The organism is Mycobacterium hackensackense, from assembly GCF_025822555.1.
Classification (GTDB): Bacteria; Actinomycetota; Actinomycetes; order Mycobacteriales; family Mycobacteriaceae; genus Mycobacterium; species Mycobacterium fluoranthenivorans.
Window position 1 is genome coordinate 456,815 of record NZ_JACKUC010000038.1, and the last position, 17,366, is coordinate 474,180.

Here is a 17,366-nt window from a genome sequence, read left to right on the forward strand (position 1 = left end):
GTGATACTGGATCTGCCGGACACCGATACCGGTGCCATCAACAAGAAGATCGTCGAACTGCGCGAAGAGGGTGGTGCGATCACCCTCGGCCGGGTGCTGACGCTGGTGGTCGCGCCCGACAGCGAATCGCTGCTGGAGGAGTCGATCGAGGCCGCCAACGCCGCCAGCCGCGAACACCCCTGCCGGGTCATCGTCGTCATCCCCGGCGACCGGCTGACCACCGAGGCCCGGCTGGACGCGCAGCTGCGGGTGGGCCGCGACGCAGGCGCCAACGAGGTTGTCGTGCTGCACCTTTCGGGTCCGCTGGCCAATCACGCCAGCAGCGTGGTGATGCCGTTCCTGCTGCCCGACACCCCCGTGGTGACCTGGTGGCCGGACCTGGCGCCGGCCAAACCGGCCGAGGATCCGCTGGGCAAACTGGCGATCCGCCGGATCACCGATGCCACCAATGGCGCCGATCCGCTGGCATGTATCAAGAGCCGGCTGGCCGGATACTCCCCGGGTGACACCGATCTGGCGTGGAGCCGCATCACCTACTGGCGGGCGCTGTTGGCCGCGACGCTGGATCAGGCGCCGTACGAGCCCATCACCTCGGTGTTGGTGTCGGGACTGAAGGACGAACCCGCCCTGGACATCCTGGCCGGCTGGCTGGCCGGCCGGCTGGACTGCCCGGTATCGCGCGCGGTCGGCGAGCTCAAGGTCGAACTGACCCGGGCCGGCGAGACCATCGTGCTGAGCCGCCCGCAGGAGGGCATCACCGCAACCCTGACCCGCACCGGGCGGCCGGACGCGCAGATTCCGTTGGCCCGCAGGGAGACCCGCGACTGTCTGGCCGAGGATATGCGCCGGCTGGACGCCGACGAGATCTACTTCGAAGCACTGCAGGGAATCGACAAGGTGGACTATGTCTGAGCGCGTGATCGAGACCTACCTCGACCCGGACGAGCTGGCCGCGGCGGCCGGCGCCCGGCTGGTGGGCGCCATCACCTCGGCGATCGCCAACCGCGGCGAAGCCTCGATCGTGCTGACCGGCGGGACCGTCGGGATCAAGCTGCTGCGCCATGTCGTCGGATTCGGCACCGATATCGACTGGTCCAAGGTGACGCTGTACTGGGGTGACGAACGCTTCGTGCCGGCCGCCGACGAGGACCGGAATTTCAAGCAGGCCCGGGAGGCGTTGCTGGAGAGCATCGACATCCCGTCGGCCAACGTGCACGCGATCGCGGCCAGCGACGGCGAGTTCGGCGATGCCATCGAGGATGCCGCGGCTGCCTACGAAGCACTGCTGCCCACGGAATTCGACGTGCACCTGCTGGGCATGGGCGGTGAGGGACATATCAACTCGTTGTTCCCCGATACCGACGCGGTGCGCGAGACGAGCCGCCTCGTGGTCGCGGTGACCGACTCCCCCAAGCCCCCACCGCGGCGGATCACCTTGACGCTGCCCGCCGTCGCCCGCGCCCGTGAGGTGTGGCTGGTGGTCGCGGGTGCCGAGAAGGCCGACGCCGTGGCCGCCGCTCTCGGCGGCGCCGCTGCCGTGGACGTCCCGGCCGCCGGCGCCGTCGGCAAGGAGAAGACCGTGTGGCTGCTCGACGAGGCCGCCGCCACCAAGCTCTGAGCCGCGAGCCCGGCCCACCGGGCCTACCCGGAGTTGCGTAGCGCGGTGGCCAGCCCGCTCATGGTGAGCAGGATGCCGCGCTGCACCAGCTCCTCGGTATCGCCGGCCCGGTGGCGCCGCAGGAGTTCCACCTGCAGGTGGTTCAGCGGCTCCAGGTAGGGGAACCTGTTGAACACCGAGCGGGCCAGCGCGGCGTTGTCGGCCAGCAGGTCGTCCTGGCCGGTGATGAGCCGGTGCATCCGGATGGTCCGGTCGTGCTCGGCGAGGATCTTGTCGAACACCCGGGCCCGCAGCTCCTCGTCTTCGACGAGCTCCGAATACCGCGCCGCCAGGCCCATATCCGATTTGGCCAGCACCTGCGCCATGTTCGACAGCACGGTCCGGAAGAACGGCCACCGCTCGTAGAGGTCCTGCAGCACCTCGAGGCGGGCGGCTTCGTCCTGCGGGCCCTCGGCCGAGATGAACTCCTCGAACGCCGTGCCGGTGCCGTACCAGCCGGGCAGCATCACCCTGGACTGGCTCCAGGCCAGCACCCACGGGATGGCGCGCAGGTCGGAGATGGCCGTCGTGGGCTTGCGTGAGGTGGGCCTGCTGCCGATGTTGAGCGCCCCGATTTCACTGACCGGTGTGGAGGCCTTGAAGTACTCGACGAAACCCGGTGTCTCGTGCACCAATTCGGAGTACGCGCGCTGAGCGCGGGCAGCCAGGTCGTCGAGTACCGCATAGGCGTCCTCGGCCAGACCGCCCAACCCTTCGGTGTCGAGCAGCGTCGACTCGAGGGTCGCCGCCAGCAGCGTCTCCAGATTGCGGTGGGCGATGCGGGGCTCGGCGTACTTGGCGGCGATGATCTCGCCCTGCTCGGTGAGCCGCAACGAACCCTTCACCGCCCCGGGCGGCTGGGCCAGGATCGCGTCGTAGCTGGGCCCACCGCCGCGGCCGACGGTACCGCCGCGACCGTGGAAGAGCCGCAACCGGATTCCGGTCTTCCGGGCCGATTCGACCAGATCGAGTTCGGCCCGGTACAGCGCCCAGTTGGCCGCCAGATAGCCGCCGTCCTTGTTCGAGTCCGAGTAGCCAAGCATGATCTCCTGATGCTCGTCGCGCGCGGTCACCATGGCGCGGTAGACCGGCAGATCGAGCACCGACTCCAGGATGGCCGACCCGCGCTGCAGGTCGTCGATGGTCTCGAACAGCGGTACGACACCCACCGGGGCGTACGGCTGATCACCGGAAACATCAAGCAGCCCAGCCTCTTTGAGTAGGACCGCGGCCTCCAGCATATCGGAGACGGACTGGCACATGGAGATGATGTAGTTGGGGACCGCCTGCGGCCCGAACACCTTGACCGCCCGCGCCGCGGCCGCGACGATCCCGAGTTCCTTGCGTGCCAGCTCGGACAGTTCGGCACCCTCGCCGATCAGTGGCCGGCGCGTGCCGATCTCGGCGGCCAGCAACGCCACCCGCTCCTCCTCCGGCAGCGAGGCGTAATCGGGATGCACGCCCGCCCATGCCAGCAATTCGGCGACGACCTCCTCGTGCACCTCGGAGTTCTGCCGCATGTCCAGCCCGGACAGGTGGAAACCGAAGACCCGCACGGCTTCCCGCAACCGGCTCAATCGGTCATCGGCCAGCACCGCGCTTCCGTTGGCCCGCAGCGACGCGTCGACGATATCCAGATCGGCGAGCAGTTCGGCCGGGGTCACATACGGTTCCAGACCCAGATCGAGCACCGCCTCCGGCTGTTCGTCCAGGATGGCCGCGGCGGTCGCGGTGAGCCGGGCGTGGATGACCCGCAGCGCCCGGCGGTACGGTTCGTCCGCGCGGGCCGGTTCGGTGCACATCGAGATCAGCCCCAGCAGGCCGTCGGTGACGTGCACCAGCCGCGCCGACATGGACAGTTCCTGTTCCAGCGCAGTGAGCTCGTCGAAATAGTGCGCGATCGCGGTGTAGGCGGCCCGCCCGGTCGCCAGCCGCACGATATCGGCGTTGACGTTCGGGTTGCCGTCGCGGTCGCCGCCGATCCACGAGCCCGGCCGCAGGATGGGGTCGGCCGGCAGGTCGGCCCCGGGGAACAGGGTTTCCAGCGCGGTCCGCACCTCGGCGTTGACCTGCGGGATGACCTCGAAGAACGCCGACTGGTAGTAGCGCAGGCCCGTCTCGATCTCATCGGAGATCTTCAGCCGTGACAGGCGGATCAGCGCGGTCTGCCAGAGCGTGAGGATATGCCGGCGCAGTTCGGTCTCGATATCGCGGCCGTCCGCGGTGGCCGTGTGCCCTTGCGCCCGCAGTCGCATCAGCTCGGTGATCCGGTGCTGGGTGTCGAACACCGTCCTGCGCCGCGTCTCGGTGGGGTGCGCGGTGATCACCGGGGAGACCAGCGCACCACGCAGCGCCTCGGCGACATGCTCCGGATCCAGGCCGGCGGCGTCCAGTTTGAGGTAGGTGGCGGCCAGACTGCTGTCCTGCGGTGGCTCACCCGCCGCGACATGCACGGCCCGGCGCCGTTCGCGGTGGATGTCCTCGGCGACATTGGCCAGCAGGGCGAAATGGGTGAAGGCCCGGATGACGGGAATCGCCAGATGGATGTCGACACCGGCGAACAGGTCGGCCAGGTCGGCCCGGTCGAGTTCGGAGCGGCGCACCTGGAACGCGCCGACCCGGGCACGCTCCACCAGGTCGAACACCACATCGCCGTGCTGCTCGCGGACGGTGTCACCGAGGATCGCACCCAGCAGCCGAATATCCTCGCGCATCGGTTCGGTGGCCTCACGGCCCACGTGGGTCCGCCGCACCGATCCGATCGGTTCCAGCACTGTTTCCACGCGTCCGTTGTCAGCCATGTGCTCGATTATCGACGGCCGCGTGTGCCTGTGCATGACGAGACTGGCGGTACCACTGTCCTACGCTGACCCGGTGCTGATGAATGTGATGTCCTTCGCCGCCGCGGCGGTGATCGTGGTGCTGTTACCCGGCCCGGACACCCTGGCCGTGGTTCGCGGCATGGTGCGCGGGGGCACCAAGGGCGGGGTGCTGACGGCACTGGGCGTGCTGTGCGGCCTCACGGTGTGGGTCGCCGCGGCGGCATTCGGGCTGGCGGCACTTCTGCGGGCCAGCGAGGTCGGTTACGAAGCGCTCAAGATCGCCGGCGCCTGCTACCTGGTGTGGCTGGGTGTGCAGTCGTTGCGCTCGCTGCGGCGGAGCGCCTCGGAGCTTGAAGGCCCAGCGACCGGGCCGGACACCACCAGGCTCGGCCTGCTGCAGCCCGGATTCATGTCCGGATTTCTCACCGACATCCTCAACCCCAAGGTCGGGGTGTTCTTCGTGAGCTTCCTGCCCGGCTTCGTACCGGCCGGCTACCCGGTCGGCTGGACGACGCTCGCCCTCGGCGGCCTCTTCATCGTGCTGACCGCCTGCTACTGCGCGGGATTGGTGGCCGCGTCGGGCACCATCGCGAACTGGATGCAGACCCCGCGGATCCGCCGCCGGCTGGACACCCTGACCGGATTGGTCCTGGTGGGCTTCGGCGTGCGGCTGGCGACCGAGAGCTAGACGATGGGCGAGCTAGCCGAGAAAGCCGGCCGTCAGACGTTGTACTTGATGCGCAGCGCCATCCCGATGATGGACACCACCCAGATACCGACGATGAAATAGGTCAACCGGTCGAGGTTCTTCTCCACCACCGTCGAGCCGGAGAGGCTCGACTGCACACCGCCACCGAACAGGGTCGACAGGCCGCCACCCTTGGCGCGATGCAGGAGCACCAACAGCACCACCAGAACGCTGGTGACGACGAGGGTGATCTGCAGAGCGAGTTCCATGGCGGTCAGCCTACCGGGCCCGAAATCACGGCAGGGGCCCGCCCGCCGCAATCGCGGACAGCGTGGCGAACTGCTCGCCGTCCAGGGACGCACCACCGACCAGCGCACCGTCCACATCGGGCTGGCCGACGATCTCACCGACGTTCTTGGCATTGACCGAACCGCCGTAGAGCACCCGCACCCCGGCGGCGATCTCCGGTGAGGCCAGCGTCACCAGCTCGTCGCGGATGGCCTTGCACACTTCCTGCGCGTCGGCGGCACTGGCGACCCGCCCGGTGCCGATCGCCCACACCGGTTCGTAGGCGATCACCACCTGGCTGATCTGCTCGGCCGACAGCCCCGACAGCGAGCCACGCAACGAGTTCACGTTGAACTCGACGTGGTTGCCCGCCTCGCGCACATCGAGCTGTTCCCCGATACAGACGATCGGGGTCAGCCCGTGCTTGAGTGCGGCCTTGGCCTTGGCGGCCACCAACTCGTCGGACTCGCCGTGGTAGGTGCGCCGCTCCGAATGCCCGACGACGGCGAAGGTGACCCCCAGCTTGGCCAGGAACGCACCGCTGATCTCGCCGGTGTAGGCACCGGAATCGTGCTGGGACACGTCCTGGGCACCGTAGGTGAGCCGCAGCTTGTCCCCGTCGACCAGGGTCTGCACACTGCGCAGATCCGTGAACGGCGGGATGACGGTCACATCCACCTTGTCGAAGTACTTGTCCGGCAAGGCGAATGCAATCTTCTGCACCAGCGCGATGGCCTCGAAATGATTGAGGTTCATCTTCCAGTTGCCGGCGATCAGCGGCTTACGTGCCATATTTCTACGACTCCAGTACTTCTATTTCAGGATATCGATGCCGGGCAGGGTTTTGCCCTCGAGGTATTCCAGCGACGCGCCGCCGCCGGTCGAGATGTGCGAGAAGCCGTCCTCGGGCAGGCCGAGCTGACGCACCGCGGCCGCCGAGTCGCCGCCGCCGACGACGCTGAACGCGCCCTTGGCGGTGGCACCGATGATCGCTTCGGCGACCCCCTTGGTGCCCGCGGCGAACTCCGGGAACTCGAACACACCCATCGGGCCGTTCCAGAACACCGTCTTCGCGTTCGACAGCAGCGCGGTGAACCGCTTCACCGACTCCGGGCCGATGTCCAGGCCCATCCGGCCGTCCGGGATCTGGTCGGCAGCCACCGTCTCGTGCGGCGAATCCGCGGCGAACCCGTCGGCGACCTCGATGTCCACCGGCAGGTGGATCACGTCACCGTAGGTCTCCAGCAGCTTCTTACAGGTGTCGATCATCTCGACCTGGCACAGCGAGTTACCCACCGAAAGCCCTTGCGCGGCAAGGAAGGTGTAGCACATGCCGCCACCGATGACGATGCTGTCGGCCTTGGTGGCAAGGTTCTCGATGACCGCGAGCTTGTCGGACACCTTGGAGCCACCGAGCACCACCGCGTAGGGCCGCTCGGTCGAACTGGTCAGCTGCTGCAGCACCTTGACCTCGGTGGCCACCAGCGTGCCCGCGTAATGCGGCAGCAAGGTCGCGACGTCGTACACCGAGGCCTGCTTGCGGTGCACCACACCGAAACCGTCGGAGACGAACGCCCCCGGCGTGCCGTCGGCACCCTCGACCAGGCCGGCCAGGGCCTTGGCCAGCGCCAGCCGCTCGGCGTCGTCCTTGCTCGTCTCCCGCGCGTCGAAGCGGATGTTCTCCAGCAGCAGCACGTCACCGTCGGTCAAACCTTCGGCACGCGCCAGCGCGTCAGAACCGACCACATCGCCGGCGAGCTGGACGTGGCGGCCCAGCCGCTCCCCCAGCGCCGCGGCCACCGGGGCCAGCGAGAACTTCGCCTCCGGTGCACCCTTCGGGCGGCCCAGGTGCGCGGTCACGACCACCTTGGCGCCGGCGTCGGCCAGTGCCTTCAGCGTCGGCACCGAGGCGATGATGCGCCCCGGATCGGTGATGACGCCGTTGTCGTCGAGGGGGACGTTCAGGTCGGAGCGCACCAGCACACCCCGACCTTCGACACCCTCTTTGAGCAGATCAGAAAGCGTGGCAACCACTGTGTCTCTATCCCGTCGCTTCGCTCGCCCCGATTACAGCGACTTACCGACCAGCGCCACCAGATCCACGAGGCGGTTGGAGTAGCCCCACTCGTTGTCGTACCAGGAAACGACCTTGGCCTGGTTGTCGATGACCTTGGTCAGACCCGAGTCGAACAGCGAGCTGTGCGGATCGGTGACGATGTCGCTGGAGACGATCGGTGCGTCGTAGTACTTGAGAATGCCCTTAAGCTTGCCCTCGGCGGCGGCCTTCATGGCGGCGTTGATCTCGGCGGCGGTGCCCGGCTTGGCCAGCTCGGCGGTGAGGTCGGTGACCGAACCCGTGGGGATCGGCACCCGCAGCGCGTACCCGTCGAGCTTGCCCTTGAGCTCCGGGAGCACCAGGCCGATGGCCTTGGCCGCACCGGTCGAGGTCGGCACGATGTTGATCGCGGCGGCACGGGCGCGGCGCAGATCGCTGTGCGGGCCGTCCTGCAGGTTCTGATCCTGGGTGTACGCGTGGATGGTGGTCATCAGGCCCTTGACGATGCCGAACTCGTCGTTGAGGACCTTGGCCAGCGGGCCCAGGCAGTTCGTGGTGCACGAGGCGTTGGAGATGATGTTCTGGCTGCCGTCGTACTTGTCGTCGTTGACGCCCAGCACGATGGTGATGTCCTCATCGGTGGCCGGCGCGGAGATGATGACCTTCTTGGCACCCGCATCCAGGTGGCCCTGGGCCTTGTCGCGCTTGGTGAAGATGCCGGTCGACTCCACGACGATATCGACGCCCAGGTCGCCCCAGGGCAGGGCCGCCGGGCCCTCCTTGACCTCGAGGGCCTTGATCTTGGTGTCGCCGACGACGATGGTGTCCTCACCCTCGAGGGTGACGTCGTAGGGCAGCCGGCCCAGGATCGAGTCGAACTTGAGCAGATGCGCCAGGGTGGCGTTCGAGGTCAGGTCGTTGACCGCGATGATCTCGATGTCGGTGTTCTTGCCCGCAGTCTTCTGCGCGTCCAGTGCGCGGAAGAAATTGCGCCCGATTCGGCCGAAGCCGTTGACGCCTACCCGGATGGTCACAGTGTCTCTCCTAGATCGTCGAGGGAAATCGCGGTGAACTGCTCGCACGTCAGCCTAGTAGTGCTGCTTCGCCCGCGTGCGGGCTGGTCAGGACACGGCCGGGACTGGTCCCGATAATGCCCTACATGGCACTCGTCGCGGCGGTCATCGTCGTTCTCACCCTGGTGGCGATGACGACCGGCCGCGCCCCGGCGGTGCTGGCGCTCATCTGCGCGCTGGTCGCCGCGGGCCTGATCGGGATCGCCACTCCCGCTGAGCTGTTCGCCGGGCTGAGCAACGCCGGTGTCATCACCGTGGCCGCGATGCTGGTGATCGCCAAGGGCGTGCTGCACACCGGGGTGGTGTCACGGGTGACGTATCGGCTGCTCGACGGCGTACACACGGCCGGTCAGGCGCTGCGCCGGCTGATTCCCCCGGTCGGGTTCGTCTCCGCCCTGATCAACACCACGCCGATCGTCGCCATGCTCATCCCGGCCGCCGCCGAACTGCAGCAGCGATCCGGAGTCCCCGCCCGCCGGGTGCTGCTGCCGATCGCGCACGCCACCACGCTGGCAGGTTCGGCCACGCTGATCGGCACCAGTTCGAACCTGCTGATCGCCGCACTGGCCGAGCCGGCGGGCGTGCACCTGTCGATGTTCTCGTTCGTGCCGATCGCGGTGCCGGTGGCGCTGGTGGGTTGGGTGGTCCTGCTGGTGACCGCGCCGCTGATGCTGCGCGGCGAGGCGCCCGCCGAGACGCCCGACCTGTCCTGGCGCGCCGAGATCCCGCTGGCCGCCGGCGCCAACGCCGTCGGCCGCACCGCCGCCGCGCTGGGGATCCACACCACGGCGGAGTACGCACTTCTCGGTATCCGGCGCCAGGGGCAGCGCATCGACGGCGATGCCGCCCTGGAGACCGACGACATCATGCTCTACCGGGCCACCGAGGCCGGGGTTCGGATGCTGTGGGGCAGCCCGCGTTTCAACCAGTCACCGCAACCGCTGTACCTGGTCGCGGTGGCCACCAACGAAGAGCACAAGACGGTGCGCGACCTCGAGGAGGACGTCGACGAGGCCGGTGAGGGCAGCACCATCGTGGTGATCGCCGCCCAGACCGACGAGCGGCTCAGCCGGGCCCCCGCCCAGCCGGGCGGACTGTGCCTGGTGACCGCGGCATCGGTGCACACCCTGGACCGTCATCCGCTGGTGGCGCTGTGGCAGAAGGCCACCGACAAAGCACCGCAGACCGGCAAGACATGGATCGCCCTGGCGATCCTGCTCGCGGTGATCGTGTCCGGTTCCTTCGGGTTGGCGCCCATCGAGATCGCCGCCGTCGCGGGCGCGGCGATGATGGTGCTCACCGGGGTGCTCACCCCGCACTCCGCGGTGCGTGCGCTCAACTGGAACATCCTGGCCATCATCGCCGGCTCCATCGGGCTGGGCACGATCGTGGTGAGAAGCGGTCTGGGCGACCATATCTCGTCGGCGATCATCGCCCTGTCGGGATCCAATACGGCGCTGGTGGTGCTGGTGGTCGCGCTGGGCACCACATGTGTGACGAATATCGTCACCAATGCCGCCGCCGCGGCGATCCTGACCCCCGTCGTGCTGACGATCGCGGCCAGCACCGGCCTGGACCCCGCACTGTTGCTGATCCTGGTCGGCACCTGTATCTCGTTCACGTTCCTGAACCCGTTCAGCCATCAGTCGAATCTGATGGTGATGCGCCCGGGCGGGTACACGACGGCGACGTTCGTGCGGTTCGGCATCCCGCTGACGGTGGCGTCGCTGGCCGCCGCATTCGGCGTCGGTTGGTTGCTGTTGACCTGAACGGTCAGGCGTCCGGGTCGTGCAGGGCGAGCTGGTCGATATCGTGCGGGTCCCGGCCCCGGCCGGTGAGGTCGGCGATCAATCCGGCATCGGAGAGGTCCATCCGCTCGGAGTGCTTCCAATCGTGATGGGCCACTTCGTTCAACCGTTTGGTGATCTCATGGTCGGTCACCTCGATCGCCAGCTCGCGACGGTGGTCGAAGCTGCCCGGTGAGAAGTTGATCGAGCCGACGACCGCCCGCTCGTGGTCGGCGAGAATCATCTTGGCGTGCAGTTTCATGTGCTTGAGCCGGTGGATCTTGATGCCGACATCGTCGAGGATGCGCATACCGCTGACCCCCTCGACGAGCTTGCCGTCCTTGAGATGATGTGCCGCCCGCGCCATCACGTGCACCTTCACCCCGCGGTGCGCGGCCCGGACCAGACGCTCGATGATCACCGGATCCTGGTAGCGCTCGTTCTGCAGGAACAGAGTGTGCTCGGCATGATCGATGAAGTCGGCGATCCGGTGCCTGCCGTTGGACGGGCACCAGATCAGGTGGGCGCCGGTGCCGGGATCGAACTCCTCGCGTGCCCAGTCGGCTTCGAAGCAGTCGATGATCTCGGCGACCTCGTAGGCGCTGGGGGTGACGACGGCGTAGTCGCGGGTGAGGGTGAAGTTCTCCTCGGTCCAGTTCAGCGACTCGACGAAGGCGTGCTCATCGTCGACGACCATCGACTTCTCGTGTGTCAGGTCGAAGGCGGGATTGCTCTCGCGTACCTCGATCCCGAACTGCTGCAACGTCTCCCGGGCGGCGTCGTTATCGGTTTCGCCGTCGCGCCGTTCGGGATTGAGCATCACCTTCACGTCCACACCGCGCCGGTGCGCGGCCACCACCGCCTCCAGCAGCGGCCGGTGGCTGAAGGCGAACATCTTGATGCGCACCGACTTGGTGGCCGCGTGGATCGCGTCGAGCACCGGCTTCGCGGAGTCGTCGGGCAGGATGATCAGCGAACGCGTCACGGTGTGTCGTCCTCGTATTGGATGCGGTGCAGGTCGGCGTATCTGCCACCGGCGGTGAGCAGGTCATTGTGCGTGCCCTCTTCGACCACACGACCTTCTTCCAGCACGACGATCTTGTCCGCGTCGCGAATGGTGCTGAGCCGGTGCGCGATCGTGATCACCGTACGATCCTTCATCAAACGCTGCAGCGCCGACATCACCAGATGCTCGGACTCGGCGTCCAGCGCCGCGGTCGGTTCATCGAGGATGAGGATCGGACTGTCGCGGATCAGCGCGCGGGCGATGCCGATGCGCTGACGCTGACCGCCGGACAGGGTCAGTCCCCGGTCCCCCACCGCGCTGTCGTAACCCTGCGGCATCTCGGAGATGAATTCGTGGGCATTGGCCAGTTTGGCCATCTCGACGATCTCGTCATGATCGGCGTCGGGCCGGCCGAAGGCGATGTTGTCGCGGATCGTCCCGCGGAACAACACCGTGTCCTGCAGCACGTAGGCGATCTGGCGGCGCAGTTCGTGCAGTTTGTAGTCGCGCAGGTCCACCCCGTCGATCCGGACGGTACCCACGCTCGGGTCGTAGAACCGCGGAATCAGGCTGACCAGACTGGACTTCCCGCTGCCGGTGTGTCCGACGACGCCCACCAGCTGGCCCGGCGCCACCTCGAAGGTGACATCGCGCAGCACCGGGGTTTCGGCGTTGTAGCTGAACGCCACCCGCTCGAAGGCGATGGCGCCCTTGATACGGGACGGTTCGACGGCGTCCGGCTTCTCCTCGACCGTGGTCTCGGCGGTCAGCAGTTCATTGACCCGGTCCACCCCGACCGAGGCCATCGCGATGGTGTTGGTGAGCTTCGCGAGGTCCTGAACCGGTTTGAAGAACGACACCAGATAGGAGATGAAGACGGTCAGGGTCCCCGCCGTCATCGCCCCGGCGAGGATGAGTGCCGAGCCGCGCCACAACACCAGCGCGGTGCAGGCGGCCACGACGACGGCGACGATCGGTGACACCACCGATTTCACCCGCCGCGCGTTCAGGGCCGCGTCCACCGCCTGTTGGCCGGCCAGGGCGAGCTGGCGCTCCTGGAGGTCCTCCCGGTCGAACGCCTTGACCACGCGGATGGACTGCAGGCCTTCCTCGGCGACCGCGACGATGTCGGATTCCCTGCGCCGGACCTCGTGGGTGGCCGCCTTCACGGCCTTGCGAATCCGGGAGACGAACAGCAGCAGCAGTGGCGCCACCGCGAGCGCGACGAGGGTGAAATCCCACTGCAGCCACAGCATCACGACCAGCATGCCGAGGATCGTCAGCAGATCGGTCGCGATACCGAGGGTGGAGGCCGACGCGAAATCCTGGATGGTGTCGACGTCATCGGTGAGCGTGCTCAGGATCGGCCCGACGCGGTGGGTGTCGAAGTAGTTCAGCGACAGCTGCTGCAGATGGTGGTAAGCCCGGGTACGCAGATCGTTGCCGATGCGCTGGCCGACCGTCTCGGTCAGGTAGTTCGCGGCGTAGGTGGCCAGCGCGGCGATGACCGCGATGACGATGACCATGATGGCGGCCAGGCCGGCGATGTGCATCCGGCCCTCGCCGCCGAGCAGCGGCTGCAGCAGCCCGTGCAACCAGCCCGGCAGTGGGTGATCGCCGACCACACTGTCGAGCACCACCTTCAGCGGCCAGGGCGCGGCCAGACCCATCACGATCTGAATCAGCAGCACACCGAAGATGCCGGCCACCAGCCACCGGTAGGGGCGGATCAGCTCAAGGATCAGTCTCATCGCGACCGTCGCCTCTTTATGGTGTGGACGTCCAGTTTGTCGCCACACAGTACAACGCCGGATCGTCGTCTGAGTGGCACGCGGCCGCCGTCCCGGCGAGGCTGCGCGGCGGCGACTTTTCCGAGCCGGCAATTTCGGTAGCTGAGGTCCTGCATATCACCTGTGGATATGCGTACAGCATGCTGATGGTCCGGCTTCTGCGGTATCGGCGCTGATCGCCCCGATTTGCATTGCCAGCCCCGCGTTTTCACGCACAACATCCAGTGTGCGGCCGTACTGCACCCAAGCCGAGGATTCTCCGCGCGGACCCGCTGGCCGGCCGTCATGCGGAAGCGCACGGCACCGCGGTCCTCACGTGACCGGATACGCACTGAACACACCGGTAACTTGCCCGCGACGACGACCAGCAAAGAACCTCCCGGCGATACCCGGCGCCAACATCGACGTCTGGTTGCGAAATCAACTACCCGGCGGAAGTCGAGAGAATCGAAATCGATTTGCTGAATTCGCGTTAGCCCGGCATCGGAAGAATTGTCGAATTTCTACCGCCGTCAATTGTCGGGCGGCGGCCGAGAATGGTCGCCCGGACAGCCGTTTTTCGTGCATTAAAGTCCTGCTTACTCCGGCTCGGAGGGCCTTTTACACAGCGTTGGGAGTGGGATATGTTCACCCGCCGTGACCACCGAATTTCTCGACTGAATATGCTCTTCGTCCCGTTGCTGTCGGTCGCCGTGATCGGCGCCTCGGCCGGCCTCTGGACACCGTCGCCGCCCCGGCTGACGAGCGCGGAGGTCGAACTCACCGCCACCATCGACACGTCGTCGTCCACCACGGGTATCGCCGATTCCGATTTCTACTTCATGTCCAAGGACCAACTGACCACCGCGATGCAGGAACTCCAGGCCATCGGTGTCACCCAGATCCGGGTCTACCTGCCGTGGCGCCAGATGGAACCGACCAACGGCGGCTACAACTGGGCGCAGGCCGACCAACTCCTCGACACGGCGGCCTCCTACGGGATCGCCGTCGACGCGGCGATCACCAGCACACCGAAGTGGGCGACCACATTCAGCGGCGCAGGATGGGCACCCAACGGTGCACCCACCTCGGATGCCGATTACGCGGCCTTCGTCAGCGCAGTGGCCAGTCGTTATGGTGCGGCGGCCAACAACGGCGACGCCAAGATCTCGGCCTACGAGATATGGAACGAACCGAACGGGTTCGCAGGGTGGTCTCCCACGCCGAACGCCGCGGCGTACACCGCGCTGTTGAAGGCCGCCTACACCGCGATCAAGGCGGTCGACCCCAGTGCGGAGGTCATCGCCGGCGCTCTCGGAGCGGGCGTCACCATCGGATCACTGACCGTCAACCCGGTGACTTTCCTGACCCAGATGTATGCCGACGGTGCGGCCGGATTCTTCGACGCATTGTCGTTCCACCCGTACTCCACCAGCCTGTTCTCCGCAGGCGCGACGGTCGCCAACTCGGCTCTGCAACAACTGAAGGCGTTGCGCGCACTGATGAACGCCAATGGGGATGCGCTCAAGCTGATCTGGGCGACGGAGTACGGCGAGCCCGCCACCGGCACCAACGGCGAGACGAAACAGGCGACGTTCATCCAGGACTTCCTCACCACCTGGGCCACCCTGTCCGGGGTGGGACCGTCGTTCATCTTCTCGCTCGTCGACTCCGACTATTCCGGCGGCACCTACGGGCTCTTCACCAGCAAATGGACGCCGCGGGCGGCCGTCGCCGTCGTCAAGTCCTGGATCGCCGCGCACCCGGTCACCACGGCCGTCGTGTCCACCGCAGACAAGATCGTCGCCAACCAGGTGACCGCCTTGCGACATGCGGCACAAGCCGTTGGAACCGGGGTCACGACCGCGGCCGACAATGCCGGTAAGGCGGCGACACGGTTGGCCGCCGCCGTGTCGACCGCGCTGACCAATGCGGGCAAATCGTTGTCCGCAGCCACCAAACCCAAGACAGCCACGGCCAACGCGGCGACACCCGCGGCATCGTCGAAAAGCGCTGTCTCCCAAGAATCGTCGACGAAGACGGCCAAATCCACGAAAACCAGCACGGCGAAGCCGAGCACCAAGCACATCCGCGGCAAGCACGCCGCGAAAGCGTCGAGCTAGCCGCTACGCGTCGTCGAGCAGGTCCGGCGTCACCGCCGACTCCGTGTCGGGGATACCGTCCTGCTTGGCCTTACGGTCGGCCATCGAGAGCAGTCGCCGGATCCGGCCCGCGACCGCATCCTTGGTCATCGGCGGCTCGGCCAGCCGGCCCAGTTCCTCCAGCGACGCCTGCCGATGCTCGACCCGCAACCGGCCGGCCTGCGCCAGATGATCGGGCACCGTGTCGCCCAGGATGTGCAGGGCGCGCTCGACCCTGGCGGCCGCGGCGACCGCCGCGCGCGCCGAGCGGCGCAGGTTGGCATCGTCGAAATTGGCCAGCCGGTTGGCGGTGGCGCGGACTTCGCGCCGCATCCGGCGCTCCTCCCACGTCAGCCGGGTGTCCTGGGCGCCCATCCGGGTCAGCAGCGCCCCGATCGCCTCGCCGTCACGGACCACCACCCGGTCGCTACCGCGGACCTCGCGGGCCTTCGCACTGACCCCGAGCCGCCGCGCCGCACCGACGAGCGCCAGCGCGGCCTCCGGACCCGGGCAGCTGACCTCCAGCGCCGAGGACCGGCCCGGCTCGGTGAGCGAACCGTGCGCCAGAAACGCACCGCGCCAGGCGGCTTCGGCGTCGTTGACGCTGCCGCCGACCACCTGGGCGGGCAGCCCGCGCACCGGTCTGCCCCGGAGGTCGAGCAGTCCGGTCTGCCTGGCCAGGGCTTCGCCGTCCTTGGCGACCCGCACCACGTAGCGGGTGCTCTTGCGGATCCCGCTGGCCGACAACACATGCACCACCGCGTTGTAGCCGTACAGGTCGTAGATGTCCTTGCGCAGCCGCCGCGCGATGATGCCCAGATCCACCTCGGCTTCGACCACCACCCGGCCGGCCACGATGTGCAGTCCACCGGCGAACCGCAGCAGCGACGAGACCTCGGCCCGGCGTGCACTCACCGAATTCACGACCAGCCGGCTCAGTTCGTCCTTCACCTCAGCGGTCATCGCCACGAATCGTCACCCCTCGATACATTCACCGTCGATTGCCCCTCTGCTCCCCCGACCGGCCGGGCCGGGTGCGGAGCGGTGGAATCGCTGTCATCAGGACGTGATGCCCTGCCGCGCAGCCGGACCCGCTCCAATGCGGCGGCCAGCATCGATGGGTCATGTAACTGTGTACCAGGCCGGGACACGTCGGCAAACTCCACGTCCGCACCGAGCAGGGCCGCCGTGCGCACCAACTGCTCGCGCTCGCGGTCGCTGGGCACCCTCGCCGCGTCGACGACGATCTCGTCCACGGTGAACCCGGGCGCATGCTGGGCCAGTACATGGATGTGCCGCTCGGCCGAGAATCCGGCCGTCTCCCCCGGTTCGGCCGCCAGGTTGAGCACCAGGGCGCGCCGGGCCGTGGTGGCCTGCAAGGCGGCGACCAGCTGAGGTACCAGAACGTGTGGGATCACACTCGTGAACCACGACCCGGGGCCGAGCACGACAAGGTCGGCGGCCATGATCGCGTCCACCGCCTGATGGGTGGCCGGCGGGTCACCCGGCAACAGCCGCACCCGGCGCACCTTGCCCACCGTGGTGGCGACGGCCACCTGACCCCTGATCACCCGAAACATCCGCGGATCGGTCTCCAGTCCGGCGACATCGGCCTCGATCTGCAGGGCGATCGGGCACATCGGCAGGACCCGGCCCTTGAGGCCGAGGATCTTGCCGAGTTCGTCGAGGGCGGCCACCGGATCGGTGAGCACCTCGTTGAGGCCCGCCAGCATCAGATTGCCGATCGGGTGACCCGCCAGCGCACCGCTGCCACCGAACCGGTGCTGCAGGATGGTCGCCCACAACCGGCCGTGCGGGCTGTCAGAAGCCAACGCCGCCAACGCCATTCGCAGATCACCGGGCGGCACGACATCCAGCTCGCTGCGCAGCCGGCCCGAGGATCCACCGTCGTCGGCGACGGTGACCACCGCGGTGACATGCGGGGTCAGCCGACGGGCCGCGGACAGGGTGGCATACAAACCGTGCCCGCCACCGAGAGCCACCACACGAGCCGTCATCGCGTGACTCCCACGCGTTCCGGTCCTCGCTCGTTCCTCGCTGCGATCCTCGCGCGCGCTC

14 protein-coding genes are annotated in these 17,366 nt (G+C 67.6%); 5 read left to right on the forward strand and 9 right to left on the reverse strand.

Annotated elements, in window-relative coordinates:
* Both opcA and pgl read left to right on the forward strand, forming a co-directional pair.
* The gene (gene opcA, locus H7J86_RS30860) at positions 1 to 912 is read left to right on the forward strand and encodes a glucose-6-phosphate dehydrogenase assembly protein OpcA (protein ID WP_090358037.1); all 912 of its coding nucleotides are present in this window, start codon (positions 1 to 3) and stop codon (positions 910 to 912) included.
* A complete protein-coding gene (pgl, locus tag H7J86_RS30865; protein WP_267295594.1) occupies positions 905 to 1,618 on the forward strand; it encodes a 6-phosphogluconolactonase in 714 nt (237 codons plus the stop codon). The genes opcA and pgl overlap by 8 nt, the downstream gene beginning before the upstream one ends.
* 23 nt (positions 1,619 to 1,641) lie before the next feature.
* Here the strand turns inward: pgl and ppc are convergent, their stop codons facing one another.
* On the reverse strand, positions 1,642 to 4,458 hold the full coding sequence (gene ppc, locus H7J86_RS30870) for a phosphoenolpyruvate carboxylase (protein ID WP_267295596.1): 2,817 nt from the start codon (positions 4,456 to 4,458) through the stop codon (positions 1,642 to 1,644).
* Positions 4,459 to 4,531: 73 nt separating this feature from the next.
* On the opposite strand from ppc, the gene H7J86_RS30875 reads away from it, so the two are divergent.
* Positions 4,532 to 5,167: a LysE family translocator gene (locus tag H7J86_RS30875; RefSeq protein WP_267295598.1), complete on the forward strand. Its 636-nt coding sequence runs from the start codon at positions 4,532 to 4,534 to the stop codon at positions 5,165 to 5,167.
* Between the two features lie 32 nt (positions 5,168 to 5,199).
* Here the strand turns inward: H7J86_RS30875 and secG are convergent, their stop codons facing one another.
* Genes secG through gap form a run of 4 tightly spaced genes read right to left on the reverse strand, consistent with a single transcriptional unit; the run spans position 5,200 to position 8,545 of the window.
* A complete protein-coding gene (gene secG, locus H7J86_RS30880) occupies positions 5,200 to 5,436 on the reverse strand; it encodes a preprotein translocase subunit SecG (protein ID WP_090358042.1) in 237 nt (78 codons plus the stop codon).
* A gap of 25 nt (positions 5,437 to 5,461) precedes the next feature.
* Positions 5,462 to 6,247: a triose-phosphate isomerase gene (gene tpiA, locus H7J86_RS30885; RefSeq protein ID WP_187095372.1), complete on the reverse strand. Its 786-nt coding sequence runs from the start codon at positions 6,245 to 6,247 to the stop codon at positions 5,462 to 5,464.
* A gap of 21 nt (positions 6,248 to 6,268) precedes the next feature.
* Positions 6,269 to 7,489 carry a phosphoglycerate kinase gene (locus tag H7J86_RS30890; protein WP_090358046.1) on the reverse strand — a complete coding sequence of 407 codons (1,221 nt, stop codon included), beginning with the start codon at positions 7,487 to 7,489 and terminating at the stop codon, positions 6,269 to 6,271.
* Positions 7,490 to 7,522: 33 nt separating this feature from the next.
* Positions 7,523 to 8,545, reverse strand: a complete 1,023-nt coding sequence (gene gap, locus H7J86_RS30895; protein WP_090358048.1) for a type I glyceraldehyde-3-phosphate dehydrogenase — start codon at positions 8,543 to 8,545, stop codon at positions 7,523 to 7,525.
* Between the two features lie 125 nt (positions 8,546 to 8,670).
* Here gap and H7J86_RS30900 point away from each other — a divergent pair, with 125 nt between their 5' ends.
* Complete coding sequence (locus H7J86_RS30900; protein ID WP_267295600.1) at positions 8,671 to 10,353, forward strand: SLC13 family permease; 1,683 nt, start codon at positions 8,671 to 8,673, stop codon at positions 10,351 to 10,353.
* Positions 10,354 to 10,357: 4 nt separating this feature from the next.
* Here the strand turns inward: H7J86_RS30900 and H7J86_RS30905 are convergent, their stop codons facing one another.
* The gene (locus H7J86_RS30905) at positions 10,358 to 11,356 is read right to left on the reverse strand and encodes a phospholipase D-like domain-containing protein (RefSeq protein ID WP_267295602.1); all 999 of its coding nucleotides are present in this window, start codon (positions 11,354 to 11,356) and stop codon (positions 10,358 to 10,360) included.
* Entirely contained in the window at positions 11,353 to 13,128 is a 1,776-nt protein-coding gene (locus H7J86_RS30910) for an ABC transporter ATP-binding protein (protein ID WP_090358052.1), read from the reverse strand. Before H7J86_RS30910 ends, H7J86_RS30905 begins: the two co-directional genes overlap by 4 nt.
* 701 nt (positions 13,129 to 13,829) lie before the next feature.
* On the opposite strand from H7J86_RS30910, the gene H7J86_RS30915 reads away from it, so the two are divergent.
* On the forward strand, positions 13,830 to 15,269 hold the full coding sequence (locus H7J86_RS30915) for a cellulase family glycosylhydrolase (protein ID WP_267295603.1): 1,440 nt from the start codon (positions 13,830 to 13,832) through the stop codon (positions 15,267 to 15,269).
* 3 nt (positions 15,270 to 15,272) lie between these two features.
* Here H7J86_RS30915 and whiA read toward each other — a convergent pair whose 3' ends face one another.
* The gene (whiA, locus tag H7J86_RS30920; RefSeq protein WP_090358257.1) at positions 15,273 to 16,250 is read right to left on the reverse strand and encodes a DNA-binding protein WhiA; all 978 of its coding nucleotides are present in this window, start codon (positions 16,248 to 16,250) and stop codon (positions 15,273 to 15,275) included.
* Entirely contained in the window at positions 16,247 to 17,305 is a 1,059-nt protein-coding gene (locus H7J86_RS30925) for a gluconeogenesis factor YvcK family protein (RefSeq protein ID WP_090358056.1), read from the reverse strand. The genes whiA and H7J86_RS30925 overlap by 4 nt, the downstream gene beginning before the upstream one ends.
* Positions 17,306 to 17,366 lie beyond the last annotated feature (61 nt).